Source organism: Sporosarcina sp. ACRSM, assembly GCF_022346545.1.
Lineage (GTDB): Bacteria > Bacillota > Bacilli > Bacillales_A > Planococcaceae > Sporosarcina.
This window is the reverse complement of the sequence record NZ_JAKRNU010000004.1, coordinates 319,249-337,710: the sequence shown is the minus strand read 5'-3', so window position 1 is coordinate 337,710 and position 18,462 is coordinate 319,249. Positions and strand designations below refer to the sequence as shown.

The following is an 18,462-nucleotide window of genomic DNA, read 5'->3' as shown; positions in this document are numbered from 1 at the left end:
GGGACGATCTTTGAGCGCTCAGAAGTCACTTTGATCACTTGATGCGATCTTTGAGCGCTCGGAAGTCACTTTGATCACTTGATGCGATCTTTGAGCGCTCGGAAGTCACTTTGATCACTTGATGCGATCTTTGAGCGCTCGGAAGTCACTTTGATCACTTGGGACGATCTTTGAGCGCTCAGAAGTCACTTTGATCACTTGATGCGATCTTTGAGCGCTCGGAAGTCACTTTGATCACTTGATGCGATCTTTGAGCGCTCGGAAGTCACTTTGATCACTTGGGACGATCTTTGAGCGCTTGGAAGTCACTTTGATCACTTGATGCGATCTTTGAGCGCTCGGAAGTCACTTTGATCACTTGGCGCAATCTTTGAGCACTTGAAAGTCGTGTTGATCGCTTGGCGCAAGGTTTGAGCGCTCGGAAGTCACTTTGATCACTTGGCGCAATCTTTGAGCACTTGAAAGTCGTGTTGATCGCTTGGCGCAGGGTTTGAGCGCCCAGAAGTCACTTTGATCACTTGGCGCGAGGTTTGAGCGCTCAGGATTCACTTTGATCACTTAGCGCGATCTTTGAGCGCTAGAATACCGACTTTAACAACAAAAAAAGACCCTTAAAAAAAAGGGCCTTTCCGCTACTGATTTATTCCGTTGCGCCTTCCCAAGCCAGCATGCCGCCGACCATGTTTGTAACATCGTATCCTTCTTCCGTCAGAAAATCCGTTGCACGTCCACTGCGTCCGCCAGATCGACAGATGAAGATATAAGGCTTCGATTTGTCCAACTCCTCCATTCGTGTTGGAACTTCCCCTAATGGGATATGGATGGCACCTGGAATAATGCCTTCCGCCACTTCATCCGCTTCACGCACATCGACAAGATGGAGTGTCTCGCCTTTTTCCAATCGTTCTTGTACTTCAGTCGTTGTAATTTCTTTCATCGAAAACCCTCCTTAACTTTACTCTTTTCTACTTTACCACAGAAGTACTGGCCATCACGACAACGACGGTCATCCATCCCGCAACTTTGATTAGGTGATGCCTAGAAGCTTTGCTATACTGAAGGAAAAGAGGTACCCATCCCATCGAGCATTGGAAAAGAGGTGTTTGGGACATGACAGAAACCGTTTCTTATACAACGGAAGAGATTGCCCATATTTTGAAAGTCTCCAAGTTGACCGTCTATGATCTCATCAAGAAAGGAGACTTGCCTTCCTATCGTGTCGGCCGACAAATCCGTGTAGATGCCCATGACTTGGAGGCGTATAAAGAACAAGCCAAAAGCGGGTATCCGCTGAACAAAAGGGATCTGCCTCATATCACCGTCGAGCATCCACAACCTACAACAGCCACGCGCCAAATCATCATTAGCGGGCAGGATATTAGTTTGGACATTCTGGCGAATTATATTGAAAAGAGTGCAACCGGCTATCGCCCGCTTCGCGCATATACAGGCAGCCTTAATAGTTTGATTTCCATGTATCAAGGCGACGCGGATGTCGTCAGTACCCATTTATTCGATGGAGAGACAGCCACCTATAATTTGCCCTATATCCGCAGAATTCTGGTCAACCATCCTTACATCGTCCTCCACTTTCTGGCGCGTCAGGAAGGGTTCTATGTCCCCAAAGGGAACCCGAAACGCATTCAAGGGTGGTCCGATTTGGCACATCCTAACATTCAAATGGTAAATCGGGAAAAAGGCTCAGGCGTAAGGGTGTTGATCGACGAAAACTTACGGCTGACAGGCATCACACCTTCCACGATCAAAGGGTATGACATGGAAGAATCCAATCATATCGGTGTGGCAACGAAAGTACTGAGCGGCCAAGCCGATGTCGGCGTCGGCATTGAAAAAACCGCGCGCCTCGTCGGAGTGGATTTCATCCCCATCATTCAGGAGAGCTATGATTTAGTCATCCGAAATACTCCGGAAAACAGCGCCCTCATCGCAACGATACAAACTATTTTGCAATCGGACGCCTTGCGCAATGAACTGGAAGCCATTGGCGGCTATGATTTATCCCGTATCGGACAGGTGATTGACGAGACTTCATAATCAATTACGCCTTGGTGTAATTCCGTCCAGATTTTGAATTGAGCAAAGCTCAATTCACTTCTTTCAAAATCTGTGACATCCGTCGGAGGCTTTATCTTCTGAATGAAGATAAAATCCCTGCATGAGCTAAATGCCATGCAGGGATTTCTAATTACAAGTGAACCGGTACTTTGTTTTGCATCACTTTGTCTACGATCCCTTTTTTCAAAAAGAGCAAAGTATCTCCGAGTTTCTCCGCCTCATCCATATCATGCGTTACAATAATGAAGGGGATTTTCCACATCTGGTGGATTCGTAACAATTCATCCTGACATTCCAGACGCGTTTCACGATCCAATGCGGACAAAGGCTCGTCCAACAACAACACAGCAGGCTCCGTCGCCAATGCACGTGCCAATGCGACCCTTTGCTTTTCACCACCCGAAATTTGGTGCGGATACTTTGCTGTTAAATGGCCGATACCGAGCACGTCGACCAGTTGCTCAATTCGCACAATCGCCGCCTTATCCTTTTTATCCTTGATGCCATAGTAGATATTTTTCTGGACCGTCATATGTGGAAAAAGTGCATAGTCTTGGAACAGATACCCGACGTCCCTTTTCTGAGGTGGAAGGGATTTTCCTTTTCCTTGAAAGTAGTGCTGATCGTTTAATCTAACCGAGCCTTCATCCGGATTGTCAAGACCGGCAATGACATTCAAAATCGTCGTTTTCCCTGATCCTGAAGGTCCGACAAGTACTAGAATTTCATCCGTAGCTTGTAAGTGCACGTCCATTGCAAAATGCGCCAGTTCTTTTTTAATGTGAACTTCCAGCATTCGATCACCCTCTTATAACTGTTCGTTTCTATACCGCTGCACGCTTCGCCTGCTCCACCAATTAAGCCACAGAATCGTACTAAAGCCGAGTGCGACAATCATCACGACCCAAAACGTCGCTTTTTCCATGTTACCTGACTCCACCGCAAAATAGATGGCCATCGGAATCGTATCCGTTTTCCCTGGAATATAGCCCGCCAGCATCAATGTAGCACCAAACTCACCAAGTCCCCGTGCAAAAGAAAGCACCAATCCCGCAAGCAAGCCCGGCCATGCCAAAGGAAACGTGATCGTCCGAAATACTTTCCATTCTGAAGCCCCCATCGTCCGGGCCGCATTTTCTAACCGCGCATCCAAATTCTGAAACGCCGCACTCGCACTTTGGTACATCAAAGGGAAAGAAACGACGATGGACGCAATGACCGCCCCGATCCAAGTAAACACGACTTGAACATCGAACCACTCCAACAACCAACTGCCGATCCATCCCTTTTTACCAAAGAGTATAAGCAAACCGAAACCGACAACCGTCGGGGGTAGCACAAGTGGCAATAAAAACAAAGACTCCAGAATACTTTTACCGAAAAACTGCTTCCGGGCAAATAAATGTGCAAAAAAAGCACCTGCAATGAACACGATAACTGTCGAGATACCCGCTACTTTCAACGATAGGATTAACGGCGTATAATCAGTTGTTTGCACGAGTATCCCCCCTACTTATTGAAAGCCAAATTGGTTTAAAATCTCTTTTCCTTTTTCACTCGTTAAAAATGTCAAAAATGCTTTTGCCTCTTCAGAATGCTTACTATCCGCCACAACCGCCCCCGGATAAACAATCGGTCCATGCCATTCTGGATTCGCTGACGCCAACACCTTCACCTGATCCGAAATTTTTGCGTCGCTCGAATAGACAACACCCAAATCAGCATTACCCATTTCAACATGCGTCAACACTTGTCGAACATCCGACCCTAACACAATCTTACTTTGCAAAGGCTCCCATAGGTTCAGATGCTCTAATACTTCTTTTGTATAGCGGCCCACCGGCACACTTTCCGGCTCTCCTATCGCAAAATGATCAATAGCTGCCGGATCGATATCCTCAAATAAATCCACCATCAGAGATGAATCTTTCTCCGCAATGAGCACTAACTCATTCGCCGTAAAATCGACACGCGTCGCTTCATCGATCAGCTTTTCTTCTTGCAACTTGTCCATATCTTTCGGACTTGCGGACAAAAATACATCCGACGGTGCACCTTGTTCAATCTGCTGTACCAATTTTCCCGAACTTGCAAAGTTAAACGTTAACGTAATTTCCGGATGTTCATCTTCAAATGATGCCTTCATCTCCTCTAAAGCATCCGTCAAACTCGCTGCAGCCGATACCATTAACTCAACCGGCTCCCCTGATGTACCCGAAGTAGACTGTTCACCATTCGAGCACCCCGCCGCCATTAATAAAACCCACAAACTGACAACATACAACCATCCCCTCTTCACCTATAACCCCTCCCACTTATAACTAGTTATAATTACTTATAACCAATTATAATTAACCATAACAATGCGGTCAATATATTACGAGAAGGACTGACCACTCCTAAAGCCCTTGCTTGCAAGGAGTTCACGACTTTATAACGTTCTACATAAAGCTCGCAACGTTATCAGGGAACTTCTCAACACTCACACAATACTTAACAACGCTTCAGATAAACAAAGCAACGTCCTACTCTCCATTCTCCCCCCACCCAAAAAACCCCTTCCCAATTGCTTAGGAAAGAGTTTCAGTTACAAATGAATTCTGATCAGCCATGTACCGGTTTTTTTGTTTTTACTGACGTAGCAGATTTTGCTTCGCCCGCATTTGATTTTTTCACAAAAAGTGAACAGATGAATCCAACCGCCGAAATCGCTGTGATGAAGTAGAATGTATAACCCACTCCCGCCGCGACAATATCTTGTCCGGAAGCATCCGAGAAAGCCGTTGCATATCCCTTTTGCCCAGCCGTAAATACAGTGATCGCGATGGCAGTACCTGCCGCCCCGGCTACTTGATTCAATGTATTCATGGCAGCCGAGCCATCCGCATACAACTCTCGCGGCAATTGATTGAGCGCATTCGTTTGGGAAGGCATCATGACCATCGTCAGGCCAAAGAATAGGATCATAAATGCTACAATGATCTGCCAAGTTGGCGACGTTGCCGAAATGACGGTGAGGAACATGATATTTCCAATCAAAACAATAACAGATCCTGTAATGATGAACACACGCGGTCCCCATTTATCAAATAACGCACCGACAATCGGCGACATGACAAAGTTAACAGCATTGCCGGGCAGTAATATTAAACCAGCCATGACAGCAGTAAATAGCAATGCACTCTTTAAATACAGCGGCAAAAGAATCGCTGTGGATAAAATCACTAAAATGCCAAGAAACATCATTAGCGTGCCCAATGTGAACATCGGGTACTTAAAGACACGTAAATTCACCATCGGCTGTTCCATCGTCGCTTGACGAACGCCGAATAAAAGCAGTGCGATAATGCCTGCAAGCAAAGGTCCCCAGACAATAGGTGACGAGATCGCTTTTTCAGCCAACGTACTCAAGGCGAAAATCAATCCACCAAACCCGATCGTTGAGAGTAGAATCGATGGAAAATCGATTTTAGGTTTTGTGATTTCAGAGACATTCTCAATTTTCGCCATCGCATAAATCGTCAAAAGCACGTAGAAAATCGCGCTAAACCAGAATATATACGGCCAATTCAATGTACTAATAATAACACCGGAAAGCGTCGGCCCTAAAGCCGGTGCTAATGTAATCACGAGCCCCATAAGACCCATTACAGCACCGCGTCTATGAATCGGAAAAATAATTAACAGCACCGTCGTCATAACAGGCAGTATCAGACCTGTACCGACCGCTTGAACTAAACGGCCCAGTAGCAACACAACAAAGGAAGGTGACAACGCCGCTAAAATTGCTCCCGCCAGCGAAATCACCAAACCACCAATCACTAATTGCCTTGTTGTATACCATCTCATCAACAGCGCTGTAATGGGCACTAAAATTGCCAATACCAATAAATACCCAGTCGTTAGCCACTGCGCCACTCCTGCTTTAATCGCATATTGATCCATTATATTTGTTAACGCCATATTTAAGGCGGTTTCACCAAATAAGCCAATAAACGCTCCTAACATAAGGATGAATGCCATTGTCTTAGGATTTTTCACTTGAATTTGTGTACTCATTCCAATCTCCCTTTTACTAAATTAGACCAGTCCTTGGTAATCTACTTACCACTCGAAAATTGATGACAGAACGCGCATGTTTTATAGGTCTAACACAATGGCGATTTTGTATCGATATTCGTGGCACACCTCCTCTTTCCCAAACGGTCTTTTTTCAATATAGCAAAATAAAAATCCTATTGTCAACTTAGTTGACAATTTCTTATTATTAAGATATTATAAACTTAGTTGACAATGTTAATCGAAAGATATTGGCGGATGAATCGGCTACGAGCAAAACCCCCACTTCGTCAAACGACAAATGTGAGGGTCCTATTCTTTATCCTGTTACAATAATTCTCTTGCCAATAGTCGATAAACATCCAAACGTTTCGCTTGCGAATGCGGGATACTGACAATCATCGCTTCATCGAACCCATATTGCTCCTGTTCTTGTTGCAAAACGGCTGCGATTTCTTTCGCATCTCCCACCAGATGGATTTTACGATTTTCTTCAATCATCATCCGATCCATTTCCGTCAACGGATAATCACGCGCCTCCTCAGGCGTCAAAAACGAGGTAAGCTGCCCCCTCATAAACAACAAACGCCAAATATCTTGAGGCTTTGCTTCAAATTCCGCTTCTTCTTTCGTTTCAGCCACCGTCACCATATAGGACACATTGATTTCCGGTTTCTCCATGAAGACGGAAGGTTGAAAGTTATTTTTATAAGCGTCTAAAATTTGCTTTGATATTTCACCATTGAAAAACTGCGCAAACGAATAGCCGACACCTCGAATACCGGCTTGTACAGCGCTATTTCCAGTCGAACCTAATAACCAAGCTTCCGGCAACACGACTTCGGATGGCGTGGCAATCGTTTGATTGTATAGACGATCTTCGGGCACTTCATCATTGATGTACTGCAAGGCTATATCAAATTTCTCATACATATTGTTGAACATCGGCTGACGCCCCTCCGATAACGCATAGATGGAACGCTGATCCCCGCCTGGAGCGCGCCCCACGCCAAAATCGATCCGCCCCGGCGAAAAGGCGCTCAACGTTTTGAATACCTCAGCCAATTTCAATGGAGAATAATGCATCATCATCACGCCACCGGTACCGATCCGGATATTTTTCGTTTTCACTGCCAAATGCGCCGCCACCACTTCCGGTGCCGAACTGGCAAAGTCGTTTGTGCCATGATGCTCTGCCATCCACATGCGATGATAGCCTAATTCATCTCCTAAAACCGCTAACTCTGCCGCCTTTTTCAAAGCATCCGGCGCCTTATTCCCTTTTGTAATCGGCGCTTGATCTAAAATACTTAATCTCATATGTGATTTCCTTCCCATCCAATTGAGTTTTTTATTTAAAAAATGATTAGCATGCTAACATTCTATTTAAAAAGGCCGAGCTTACGATAGATTCTCAGCCATTTTCGTTAACAGTTTCTTCAATACAAGCAGCTCCTCGGATGACATGCCATCCAATAACTTATCTTGCTGCGTCCTCCACACTTTTTCAATCGGCGCTATGATGTCGTGTCCCTCCGGCGTTAAATACACACGATTGCTCCTCGCATCGAGCGCGTCACGCTTCCGGTGGATCAGACCATAGCTTTCCAACGTCTTCACCATATTCGCCACAGTCGGCGGTTCACAATTCAATCGTTCGCTTAACTGACTTTGTGTAATACCGTCCTCTTTTCCTAACCGGCATAATAACTGGTCTTGGCCGATATGAAGATCTAACTGGCGCAACATATCCGAGTAACTTCTTCGCTGTTTCGTCGATAGTTCATCAAGAAGTCTCCGGATTTCTTCCTCGATCAAACGTTCACCTTCTTTCCACAATAACTAGTTAGTATGCTAACTATATCGAGAAATTATCTTCCATTCAAGCAATTTGTTCCGGTCACCCCATTTTCCATACTCATAAGATACCCATTTCTCCTCACTTTCGGTAAACTTCATCACACTTCCGCAAAACTTTTCAACACTCCAAACAAACTTCAAAACGAAAAGAGCATAAAAGGTTTCCCCCTTATGCCCCATAATCTTTTCATAAAACCAGTCATTTAGCTACTTGCTCAGCCTTCTATGCCCCTGATACCTTCTAAAACGGCTCACAAATAGGATAGAACCAAATAACAAGACAAGTGAAATCGCAACGGTAAACAGTTCCTTCCGTTGATCTTGATAGTTGGCGTCTTGGTTCCCTTCTCTCCCCCAAGGCATTCCACCTCCACCCATATCTGGCATCCCCTCTGGCATACCGCCTCTGCCTCCCATGGCTGGCATCCCTTCCGGCATCTCACCATTGCCCATAGCCGGCATACCTTCTGGCCTTTCTTCATTCTCCGTTGCTGCCATATTGACCGGCATTCTTCCACTGCTGATTCCCTCACCATTTACATAGCTAGGAATTTCACCGTCCAATTGTTGCTGGACATGTTCCAAACGACCCTTCATAAATCCGACAATCCCAGGATAGCCGTCTACCGATTGATCTCCGATATTACTCAAAAATTCTTCGTACGAATAAAAGGCTGTCGGGTCTTTCTTCACGTCATCCCCTATAAGCAACTTCAATGCATCTACTTGGGATTCCAGATCTTTCAGCAGATCGACGGTTTGTTGAACGTAGCTATGGTATTGCTCCTTATATTCATTGTTGGATAATACATAATCGACAAGCGGATAGTTCTTTACCGCTCCCATAGTGGGCTCATCAATGAGCATTTCTTTTTGTGCATTTTCATCCTGCCCCATCATGCCGCCAATGGACATGTTATGGTCCCAAGCTAGAAAGGTGAATTTTCCGTCCTGTTCATATAGATAATAGTTATGGTTCATCGTGCCCTGATAGCTATCCATATTCGCCATGACGGTGCTCACTGCCAAATACCGTAAATATTGATCGATGTCAAAATAGGATTCAATGTCTTTTCCTTCCTGTAAAGCCTCGATAAACTCAAGCAGTTTTGTATGATTCTTACGCCCTGATTTCAGAATTAAGCTTGTTTCATCTATGCTCATTCCATCTTCCCAGGTTAACGAGGCTCCCGTATCCGCCTTATACAAATTTCCTGTTACATTACCAAAGTTTCTTTCCAGATAGGGGTCTTCAATATTTTCTACAGCTAGATAAAGGCCGTAATGCTCTCCATTAATCGAGACATTTACATAACTATAGTTCGGCGTTTCAAGCCCCATCTTTTCCAACACATCATACGTCAAATATTCTCGCATATACGAAGGATCTGCAAAATTATTGTTGAGATTGATTTTTGTATACCCCTCTAAATTCTGTTCGATATATTTGTTAAACTCCAATTTGAAACTATATCGATTGGAATCAGACCTAGCCACAGATGATAAAGACGAATTGCCTTTCACACGTACACCGGTATAACCAATAGTGATGCCATTATACGTAACCGTACCTTCTTTAAACTCTTCTTCCAACGGATTGTCCAGCATCTCTTGAAAGTCTGCTTCATCGATTTCAATATTAACGTTGCTAATCTCGCCTTTTTTAAAAATAGGATCTACTGCTTGTTGTTCTGCTGCAAATGTACGGTGCGTTCCCAAGAAAACTAGCATAGACACGATGACGAGACTTGTAAACCTTGCCATTCTATCACCTTCTTTCTAAAGAAACTCATCATTGGACATAGTCACCGTTATAACTGATTAAGACTGCATGCTCCACGCCATTTATGTTGGAAATACCACTGACGAAACTTGGTTCATTTCCTTTTATACGGACTTCAAATGTAACTTCCGTCTGGTCGGCAGTGACGGATTTTTGCTTAACATCAAAGCGATTCACTTCTGATTTTAATTTTTGATAGATCTCTTCTTCCGTTTCATAACCTTTAAAGTGGACTACAAACAAATAAGGTGTTTCGAAACTCGATTTTTTCATAAAAATGAATAACACGATCCCGATCACAATAGAACCTAAAATTGCGAGCGAGTAGAAACCGGCTCCCGTAATAATTCCTGTAGCCAGCGCCCAGAATAAAAAGATCAAATCTACAGGATCCTTGATCGGTGTTCTAAAACGAACGATTGACAGGGCCCCAACCATACCAAGCGATAAAATTAAGTTGGAGCCAATTGCCATAATGACCAGAGACGTTATCATGGATAAGGCAACGAGCGTGATGTTAAAGTTCTTTGAATATAAGACTCCGCTAAAAACTCGCTTATAAAGCGTATAAATGAAAAGCCCTAATAAGAAAGAAATCGCCATCGTAATCCCCATTTGAATGAGGGAAATATCTGTATTAAAATTTGAAAGGACATCTTTATTAAGAATATCCATAAAGTTGACGGAATCATTGTTGTTCTGTTGCATTTTATTGATCCTCCCATGCATTTGCTTTCATAAATTTTCTGCAAATCGTATACTTTGATGCTGCTTGTCGCTGTAGACCATTTAGCTGTAACACATCCCGGATATAGTTCGGGATATACGCATCGTACTTTACCTCCAAAATGTAAACTGGTTCGTCTAGCGCTTTAACAGGAACTAAATCTGGATCAAAGGGGTCAACCTTGTTTAGCCCTGTACGCAGGTCTTTGTCAAAGGTGATCCGAACATTTCCCGTTCGAGCCACATAAGCTTCCCTCACATAATCCACAATCACTTTCGGTCTGAGCATTCTATTTTTCATTTCATCATAAACTTCCTGCAAAAGGAGTGATTCCTCATTGGCAAGAACTGTATAGTCATTGACTAATAACCTGTCCAATACTTCCCTTGAAATAGCGACCTTTTCTTTGGCAATCAATGTATTGCGTTTAATTTTCTTTTCAAGATGAATAACCGTGTCGCTTTTGTTATACAGGCGTATTCGATATTTATGTCGATTTTCAATCCCAGCTTGTTTTTCCTGTAAGGCTTTATTTTCAATATCATCAAAATAAACGCTGCGGATATGGTATTCGCCGTTTTTATCAGCATGCGGATCTTGTTTCATCACATGCCTTAATCGCTGACGGATGAGATGATATTGATGGTGGTTGGCGTAAAATTTTAGCTCATGGCGAAATGTTAATTGCTTTTGCAAACTAGCTCCTCCTTCCTTGCAACACTTAATTTACTCCCCCATTGTGTCAAGCAGATGTCAAAACGGAAATTCTTTACACAAAAAACACAGCTACGACTTTTCGTGGCTGTGTTTTTTGTGTAAAAATCTATTCTCTTGGTAAACGAATACGGAAGATTGTTCCTGTTGGATTACTTTGCCGCAAAAATAGATCCCCCTTCATCGCTTGGGCGATCATTTTGCTTAAAGATAATCCAAGGCCTAATCCTCTATGTTTATATTTCTTTTCTTCTCCGCGATAAAAACGTTCAAAGATGAACGCTTGCTCTTGTATTGGAATTCCCGGTCCATTATCCGCTATATCCATATAAACAGCCTGCGGATCCGTGTTTACGCTTATATGGATGTCTCCTTCTTGGACCGCCTGCTTTGCATTATTCAGCAGATTAACGAGTATTTGTTCAAATCGAATGGTATCGACTTCAATTTGCACATCGGTTTCTGCAAGGGAGACAGTTGTTTTGATTCCTTCGTCCTCTTGGGAAACTTTCCACTGACAGACGATGCTTTCAACCAAATCATTTAGGTTCACCTTTACCATCGTCAAGGGGACAGCATTCGCTGTAAATGAATTAAAGGCAAGTAAATCCTCTACCATCGTTTGCATTTTTGTTGCTTCTTTCAAGGATATTTTTAAAAACTCCTTTGCTTCATCTCCAGAAACAACGCCATCATTCACCGCTTGTAACAAGCCACTTATAGACGTCACCGGGGTTTTCAGCTCATGCGTTACACCTGCCAGCAATTCCGTACGTAACGATTCAAGCTGTTCTAATCGATTCGTCATCTCCTTAAAAGAGGCGACAAGTTCATACACCTCTTCTTCCTTGCTGTTTAGGGGAAGATGAATACGATAATCCCCTTCTTGCACTTGTTTTGCCGCCTGGGCAACTTCTTGAATCGGTCTCGCTAACCGCTTCGTTAACAAATAGATGGCTCCCCAGCCAAGCAACGCGAGACTGATAATCATAATGATAAGCAGCGTATATTCCCGGTTTACTTTCGCCAATTTTTCTTCGGATTCAATCATGACGACCCAGCCAATTGTATTGTCATTCACTGCTATCGGCGCTTTAACGATATAGAAATTGTTTGAATCCAAACCTAGTTGCAGTTTCTGCACGGTTTTCTCAGATTGCACGACATCCACATTTAATTGTTTGTCGAAAGGCCCCATTGGTCGATTACTGGAAACGACTTGTCCATCTGTATCTGCAATATAGACAAATGGATCGCTTTCCAAGTCCATCCAACGCTGATCTGGAAATCCTCCCGGAACTCCCCTGCCAAGAGGCGGTCTCAGCTCACCCGTACTGACGATTCTGTTTGCCATATCCTCTGTGAGCAGCTTCATGATGTGAATACGATTGTCAATCGTCGTATTGCGGATCCATACCGCGGATATACAGGCAATGACTATTAACCCAATACATAATGTTACTAAATAACGGCTTGTCCAATAACGACTTAAAGGAATCCGCTTGTTATTTTTTATAAACACCCAATTGATACCCCATTCCGCGAAGTGTTTTAATTTCCCCTTCTTCCTTCGGCCAATCTTGTAGTGCGTTTCTTAATCGCTTAATAGCAAGATCCACCGCCCGATCACTTCCTTCATAATCCCATCCCCAAACCTCTTCGATCAATTGATCCCTTGTAAACGTTTGGTTCGGATGATCCGCCAAAAATAAAAGTACCGATAAATCGCGCGGAGTTAAACGGATTATCTTGCCAGAAAGCTGAACTTGATGGGCTTTCGAATCAATCTCAAGTTGTCCAAATCGTTTAACCTGGGGATTCTCCACTTGTGAACGACGCAACACTGCTTTAACGCGAGCCACCACTTCCTCCGCATTGAACGGCTTCGCTATATAATCATCCGCTCCTTCATTCAACCCATTCAAACGATAATGAACATCCCCCAAAGCTGTGAGCATAATAACAGGACACGTATCCATCCGCCTTATCTCTTCAAGCAGCTTCCATCCGTCCCTCCCAGGAAGCATGACATCCAATAGCACAAGATCCGGCTGACTCGCATAAAATCTCTCCATTGCCTCATCGCCATTGAATACTTGTTCAACCTGAAATCCAGCTTTTTGCAAATAGGCACGTAGCACCTCGCTAATTGCAAATTCATCTTCTATAATTAAAATTTTTTGCATCCTACTCATCCCTCATCTATGTCATGTTGAGAGTTCCCAACGTTCTCCACAAAGTTTTCAACGTTTCCGAATAACTATACAACGCTTCCCCAAAACTTATCAACGTTTCAACCAAATTCATCAACATACACACATCTTCCCGACGTTACTCACAAACTTCTCAACAATCCTGAACAACTTCGCAATGTTTCCTCGAAACTTATCAACGTTTCGTCGAAACTAATCAACATATACACATTTTCACAACGCTTACCACAGAGTTCTCAACATTTCCGAAAAACTTCTCAACACTTCAACCGAACTTATCAACGTTTCACCTTAACTAAACAACACCCGCCATTTTCCCCAAACAAAAACCCTCCTCCACGAATGGAAAAGGGCTTGGTTTTGAAATTTATGATGCACGCCGAGCGTCTTTAAAACCGTATTTTTACGTTCTATTATCACGGTACTTTCAAGCAACAGCATTCTAATTATTAAAGCTTGGTAGCATCGCATTTATCAAACATTCAATTTCCATGCGTAGCGCCGTTATACACGGGGCGCTCTTCCGCAATCTCGATTTCGTCGGCCACCTTCAGCTCGGCTCCGTCGATACCATCGATGACATTTTCAGCCACGCTGAGATTCTGCCCAGCATCAATTCTGATTCCGTTAGCAGCTTGTCGAATGACGTTGGACTCAATTTTCATTCCGGAAGGGATTCCTTTTCCCCGCCCTTCAGTTCCGCGATCCTCACTGAGCCGGATTGCCCAGAATCCGTCAGTCCCTCCAGTGATATGATTACCGTGCAACTTTGTGCCCGGTGCATTGCGGATTTCGATGCCGGTCTTCGAATCCTCCCCGGCGTTGATCCAGTTGTTCTCGATGAGGGTGTCAGGCGTTCCTAGGATGACGAGAATTCCTTGACGGTTTCCAATCAGGTGATTGCCGTGTATCCAGTTTCCAGGCCCCGAGGCATCATGCTTGTTCTTGGAACCCCCGGAATTGCCCAGTGCGATGCCTGCCCGCTGACCGCCGATGACCGTGTTATCCCGGATTTCGTTCAGGTATTCACCCTCGCCATGCAGGTCGATGGCATCGAGGTGACTGCCGACGATAGTGTTTTCCGCCACGAGATTGTTGTGCGTGGGGAACTGCAACAGAATGGCGTGCCGCAGATGCCTGCCATCGAAGGTATTGCCGATGACGACATTGTGCCGAGCATCGTTGGAGGCATCCGGGTCATGCTGATCCCTTGAGCCCTCGATAGCAATGCCGTAGCCCTGTCCGCCGGGACCGATGGCAGTTGCCTCACTGATGTAGTTTCCTGAGAGGGTCACTTCACGGCTCGCCTTGACGGAGATGCCGTGGCGCTCGAACTTACGGATGCCCACATTCTCTACCAAGACCCGGGAGCTGGCCTGTCCTTTGTGGGCTCCGAGGTAGATGCCGTACATCGGGCCGCCGCCCGCGTCTCCATCTTTAGGATCGGTGCCAAGTGGACCCTCATAACGGGAGGTGATGGTGAAGTCGGCGACAATGACATCGCTCACGCCTGAACCGCGGATCACCCGGCTATCATCCTCGCCGTCGAGGGAGGTGAGCAATACGGTATTCTCCTGACCCTCGCCGCGCAGAGCTACACCGCTTCGCAATACAATGTTCGCCGATTCATCGTCCGGGTCAGTGGAGCGCAGGTCATACATGCCGGCCGGTAACACGACTTCGTCACCCGGTTCGGCCGCGTCCAGTGCCGCCCGGATGGCTGCCGCGTCGTCTTGTGAGTCCGGCTCCGGATCTGCCCCGAAGTCCGTGACATCCAGTGTCCTGCCCGTAGACGGGCCTGGCGTCGGCACCTCAATCGGCTCACCCGACCGGTCCACCAAACCCGGGGTCTGCCAGTCGCCGTGCTCGGCCGGAGCAGGTCCCACAGCTTCATCGATCTCGACCGGCTTATCGGACCCTTTATCGGTGCATGCACTCAAGAGAATCATCAAGCCAAGAAGCACCCACCACAAGTGCACCGGTCCTCGCAGGCTTTTCCGAACTAATCCTTTCATCAAAATTCTCACGTCCTTTCTTGATTTTTTTCACAACTCGTCGTATATGAAGACGACAAGAAAAGCGGTGAGCCCACTCGCTCACCGCCTTTGGAATGCCACGGCGCTCCCTTAACAGGTCACCGATATCATCCCGTAGCAAGGGTCCCTATCGATTAGAGTTCCCATTGCCATTATCATTTGCTATTGCCTTTATTGCCATGGCCTTTTCCATTTTTGCCATTGTTTTTCTTGTCCTTGCTGATCTTAAAGTTCAATGGGACATCTTTTTCCAACGGAGTATCTGCCGAAGAACCACCGACATGTACACGGTATTTCCCGTCAGCAGTTGCCCACTCGCCGTCAGCCCAGTTCGCCAGGTTGTCCGGTTCTTCCGGAACGAAATAGGAGAACGGGTGGTTCGAGTCTGCATGGTTAATACGCACAGTCACACGCTTGCTCTTACCAGGCTCAAGATAAACCTTTTCGAAGTTGACGAGTCGCTTAGTTGGCTGCCCTGCCTTGTCTGGTAGGGTCAGATAGACTTGTGCCGCTTCTTTACCAGCAACGGCTCCTGTGTTTTTGATTGTGAAGGATACGTCAATACCGGACAACGAGCCATTGTTACCTTTGCCTTTACCACGTACTTTTTTGACTTTAAGATCGTCATACTTGAAAGTCGTGTATGACAAGCCATATCCGAACGGGAAGACCGGCTTCACGTTATTGGCCTCGTACCAGCGGTAGCCCATCTCAAGGCCTTCTGTATACTGAGCAATTAATTGGTCGGAACCGTCACCATACGCACCCGGTCCACCTATCTTGCCGGTGTTTTGACGAGTTCCAGGGAATTGCTCCTCAGTTGCGTAGGCTGCCTCACGCTCAGTAGCACCGAATGTCATCGGCAGCTTGCCGGAAGGATTGACCTTACCGTAAAGCAGGTTAGCGACGGCATTTCCATCCTCCATGCCTGGGAACCACGCTTGTAGGACAGCAGGTACCTCATCAATCCACGGCATAAGCACACTACCGGAGGTCTTCAGGACCACAGCTGTGTTCTCCGCGTTGGCCTCAAGGACTGCGTCGATCAACGGCTCCTGTTTTACCCAATCTTCTCGGTTTTGGTTCGTGTCAAGGTCAATGGCCGGAAAGCCTAGTGTCTTGCGGTCCACGGTTTCATGTGGGTTATCGCCGATCATGAGAAGCACGACGTCGGACTCAGCGGCAAGCTTGGCTGCAGCCTTCGGGTCGCGGCCATCGTTATATGTCACTTTAGTGTCGTAGCCAAACTCCTTAATAACGTTCTCAAGTCCTTCTTGCGGAGTCACTGTATAAGGCGTCACGACGTTCTCGTTGTTGTCCCGAATAGAACGTGGGGACATCTTGGCCTCACCAGCAAACCATTCAACACCGATTAACGCGATTGATTTCGGCTCGCCATTCAGTGGCAAGAAGCCTTTATCATTCTTTAATAGAACAGAACCTTCCTCAGCCATCTTCCGTGCACTTTCGCCATTGGCTATCGGATCGACGATTTCTGGTAGGAATTTGTCATAAGGCTTATCCATATGGCCGAACTCGATCATCTTGATATAACGTGGACGAAGCAAATTGTCGATATCGTCCTCTGTCACTTGACCGGAGTCAAGGGCATCTTGGATTTTTTCCTGCGTGTAGTATTGCGGTGCCCAGTCTAGCTCGACATTCGTACCCGCCTTGATGGCAGACACCGTGTCGTGAATCGCTCGACGGTCACTCATGACATAACCGTCAAAGCCCCAGTTATCCCGCAAAGCATCTTGTAACAGTTCAGAACTGTCACATGCATAAGTACCGTTAACATCCGGGAACGAGCACATCACGGAGGCCGGATCAGCATCCTTGACAGTCATCTCGAAAGGTAGCATGTACAACTCATTCATGGCCTGTGAGGGAACTTGAACGCCCATCGTCCAACGCTCGGTCTCCTGCTCGTTACCGGCTAGGTGCTTGAGCTGAGCCTGGACTCCTTGATCTTGGATACCTTTGACCTGTTCAGTCGCTAGGGTACCCGTCAGGTACGGGTCCTCACTGAAGTACTCATAGTTCCGACCATTATATGGGTGGCGTACGAGGTTCATGCCCGGTCCAAGCAACACGTGATGCGCAAAGGCCCGTGTCTCTTCACCAAGAATTCGACCAGCCTCATAGTTCAATTCACGATTGAAAGTCGCAGCCATAGCCAAAGTAGACGGTAGGCCTGTCGCTTCCGGATCATTTCCACATGAACCGCCCTTCACGCCCGTACCACCGTTTGTCATGCGGATTGTGGGAATACCCAGTTCCTCAATCCCACGGATTTGTCGGCCGGTATCCTGCCACTCACATCCAGGTAGGGTACCTTGTGGCGCGAATTCGCCGTTCATATACTTACTCGAACCGCTCCTTTTGATGACGACCGTCTCACCGGTGTCATTCTCATTGAAGCGAGAGATAGCAATTTGCTGGATCTTCTGTTCCATCGTCATCTCATCGAGAAGCAGCTCGGTACGCTTCTCAGCAGAAAGCTTGGTGTTCATCCAAGGTTTTATTCCATCTGTTTTACTGCCCATTGCATTAACGGAATTACCTAATGCAGACATAAATATTAGTGCTGTTAAAAAAATTGAACCAATTCGTTTTTTCATCCTAAACGATCCCTTACCTCTCTCATGCATTTAGTTATCAATTAGTATTAAAACAATCTGTTTTTCCTCCTGATCTCTCCCTTGCTAACTAATTAGGTATCTTAGTATAAAGAAAAATTATTACATGCGGATAATCAGTTGATTACAAATCAATAACAAAAAACACGAGAATAGTAACGCTCCCAAAGTCCTGAAAGCATTAAAAACCTGTAGATATCAATGATTTATCAAACAAACAATTAGAACAAATAAATTTAAATGTTATATTCACCTAAATATTTTCAGAATCTACTTCTCAAATAAAGCAGATCATTACTTTCTCCACATAATTCTCAACATACTCGACAGACTAAACAATCCCCTCGAAAAA

General features: G+C 45.4%; 15 protein-coding genes. 1 reads left to right on the top strand and 14 read right to left on the bottom strand.

Annotated elements, in window-relative coordinates; genetic code table 11:
* Positions 1-640: 640 nt before the first annotated feature.
* Positions 641-937 (bottom strand): rhodanese-like domain-containing protein, encoded by a 297-nt coding sequence (locus MHZ95_RS09005; protein ID WP_239390276.1) that lies wholly within the window; start codon positions 935-937, stop codon positions 641-643.
* A gap of 173 nt (positions 938-1,110) precedes the next feature.
* On the opposite strand from MHZ95_RS09005, the gene MHZ95_RS09000 reads away from it, so the two are divergent.
* The gene (locus MHZ95_RS09000; RefSeq protein ID WP_239390275.1) at positions 1,111-2,055 is read left to right on the top strand and encodes a helix-turn-helix transcriptional regulator; all 945 of its coding nucleotides are present in this window, start codon (positions 1,111-1,113) and stop codon (positions 2,053-2,055) included.
* Positions 2,056-2,206: 151 nt separating this feature from the next.
* On the opposite strand, the gene MHZ95_RS08995 is transcribed toward MHZ95_RS09000, so the two are convergent.
* The 13 genes from MHZ95_RS08995 to MHZ95_RS08935 all read right to left on the bottom strand — a co-directional run bounded on the left by MHZ95_RS08995 (position 2,207) and on the right by MHZ95_RS08935 (position 18,092).
* Positions 2,207-2,872: an ATP-binding cassette domain-containing protein gene (locus tag MHZ95_RS08995; RefSeq protein ID WP_239390274.1), complete on the bottom strand. Its 666-nt coding sequence runs from the start codon at positions 2,870-2,872 to the stop codon at positions 2,207-2,209.
* A 12-nt stretch (positions 2,873-2,884) separates the two neighbouring features.
* Entirely contained in the window at positions 2,885-3,574 is a 690-nt protein-coding gene (gene modB / locus MHZ95_RS08990) for a molybdate ABC transporter permease subunit (protein WP_239390273.1), read from the bottom strand.
* A gap of 15 nt (positions 3,575-3,589) precedes the next feature.
* Positions 3,590-4,375 (bottom strand): molybdate ABC transporter substrate-binding protein, encoded by a 786-nt coding sequence (modA, locus tag MHZ95_RS08985; RefSeq protein WP_239390272.1) that lies wholly within the window; start codon positions 4,373-4,375, stop codon positions 3,590-3,592.
* A gap of 305 nt (positions 4,376-4,680) precedes the next feature.
* On the bottom strand, positions 4,681-6,135 hold the full coding sequence (locus MHZ95_RS08980) for a DHA2 family efflux MFS transporter permease subunit (protein WP_239390271.1): 1,455 nt from the start codon (positions 6,133-6,135) through the stop codon (positions 4,681-4,683).
* A gap of 327 nt (positions 6,136-6,462) precedes the next feature.
* Positions 6,463-7,455, bottom strand: a complete 993-nt coding sequence (locus tag MHZ95_RS08975) for an LLM class flavin-dependent oxidoreductase (RefSeq protein ID WP_239390270.1) — start codon at positions 7,453-7,455, stop codon at positions 6,463-6,465.
* A gap of 81 nt (positions 7,456-7,536) precedes the next feature.
* Positions 7,537-7,953 carry a MarR family winged helix-turn-helix transcriptional regulator gene (locus MHZ95_RS08970; RefSeq protein WP_239390269.1) on the bottom strand — a complete coding sequence of 139 codons (417 nt, stop codon included), beginning with the start codon at positions 7,951-7,953 and terminating at the stop codon, positions 7,537-7,539.
* 249 nt (positions 7,954-8,202) lie between these two features.
* Positions 8,203-9,759 carry a CotH kinase family protein gene (locus MHZ95_RS08965; RefSeq protein ID WP_239390268.1) on the bottom strand — a complete coding sequence of 519 codons (1,557 nt, stop codon included), beginning with the start codon at positions 9,757-9,759 and terminating at the stop codon, positions 8,203-8,205.
* Between the two features lie 28 nt (positions 9,760-9,787).
* Positions 9,788-10,486 (bottom strand): DUF4956 domain-containing protein, encoded by a 699-nt coding sequence (locus MHZ95_RS08960; RefSeq protein ID WP_239390267.1) that lies wholly within the window; start codon positions 10,484-10,486, stop codon positions 9,788-9,790.
* Between the two features lies 1 nt (position 10,487).
* Positions 10,488-11,201 (bottom strand): polyphosphate polymerase domain-containing protein, encoded by a 714-nt coding sequence (locus MHZ95_RS08955; protein WP_239390266.1) that lies wholly within the window; start codon positions 11,199-11,201, stop codon positions 10,488-10,490.
* 127 nt (positions 11,202-11,328) lie between these two features.
* Positions 11,329-12,741 carry a sensor histidine kinase gene (locus tag MHZ95_RS08950; RefSeq protein WP_239390265.1) on the bottom strand — a complete coding sequence of 471 codons (1,413 nt, stop codon included), beginning with the start codon at positions 12,739-12,741 and terminating at the stop codon, positions 11,329-11,331.
* A complete protein-coding gene (locus MHZ95_RS08945) occupies positions 12,725-13,405 on the bottom strand; it encodes a response regulator transcription factor (RefSeq protein ID WP_239390264.1) in 681 nt (226 codons plus the stop codon). Before MHZ95_RS08945 ends, MHZ95_RS08950 begins: the two co-directional genes overlap by 17 nt.
* Before the next feature lie 509 nt (positions 13,406-13,914).
* A complete protein-coding gene (locus MHZ95_RS08940) occupies positions 13,915-15,447 on the bottom strand; it encodes a right-handed parallel beta-helix repeat-containing protein (RefSeq protein ID WP_239390292.1) in 1,533 nt (510 codons plus the stop codon).
* Between the two features lie 176 nt (positions 15,448-15,623).
* Positions 15,624-18,092: a beta-glucosidase gene (locus MHZ95_RS08935; protein WP_239390263.1), complete on the bottom strand. Its 2,469-nt coding sequence runs from the start codon at positions 18,090-18,092 to the stop codon at positions 15,624-15,626.
* Positions 18,093-18,462 lie beyond the last annotated feature (370 nt).

What these genes read in the sequence shown, in the direction of transcription:
- MHZ95_RS08940 (WP_239390292.1), bottom strand. Translation starts at nt 15,447, where the DNA reads ATGAAAGGATTAGTTCGGAAAAGCCTGCGAGGACCGGTGCACTTGTGG.
- MHZ95_RS08980 (WP_239390271.1), bottom strand. Translation starts at nt 6,135, where the DNA reads ATGAGTACACAAATTCAAGTGAAAAATCCTAAGACAATGGCATTCATC.
- MHZ95_RS09000 (WP_239390275.1), top strand. Translation starts at nt 1,111, where the DNA reads ATGACAGAAACCGTTTCTTATACAACGGAAGAGATTGCCCATATTTTG.
- MHZ95_RS08945 (WP_239390264.1), bottom strand. Translation starts at nt 13,405, where the DNA reads ATGCAAAAAATTTTAATTATAGAAGATGAATTTGCAATTAGCGAGGTG.
- MHZ95_RS08965 (WP_239390268.1), bottom strand. Translation starts at nt 9,759, where the DNA reads ATGGCAAGGTTTACAAGTCTCGTCATCGTGTCTATGCTAGTTTTCTTG.
- MHZ95_RS08975 (WP_239390270.1), bottom strand. Translation starts at nt 7,455, where the DNA reads ATGAGATTAAGTATTTTAGATCAAGCGCCGATTACAAAAGGGAATAAG.
- MHZ95_RS09005 (WP_239390276.1), bottom strand. Translation starts at nt 937, where the DNA reads ATGAAAGAAATTACAACGACTGAAGTACAAGAACGATTGGAAAAAGGC.
- MHZ95_RS08995 (WP_239390274.1), bottom strand. Translation starts at nt 2,872, where the DNA reads ATGCTGGAAGTTCACATTAAAAAAGAACTGGCGCATTTTGCAATGGAC.
- MHZ95_RS08960 (WP_239390267.1), bottom strand. Translation starts at nt 10,486, where the DNA reads ATGCAACAGAACAACAATGATTCCGTCAACTTTATGGATATTCTTAAT.
- MHZ95_RS08935 (WP_239390263.1), bottom strand. Translation starts at nt 18,092, where the DNA reads ATGAAAAAACGAATTGGTTCAATTTTTTTAACAGCACTAATATTTATG.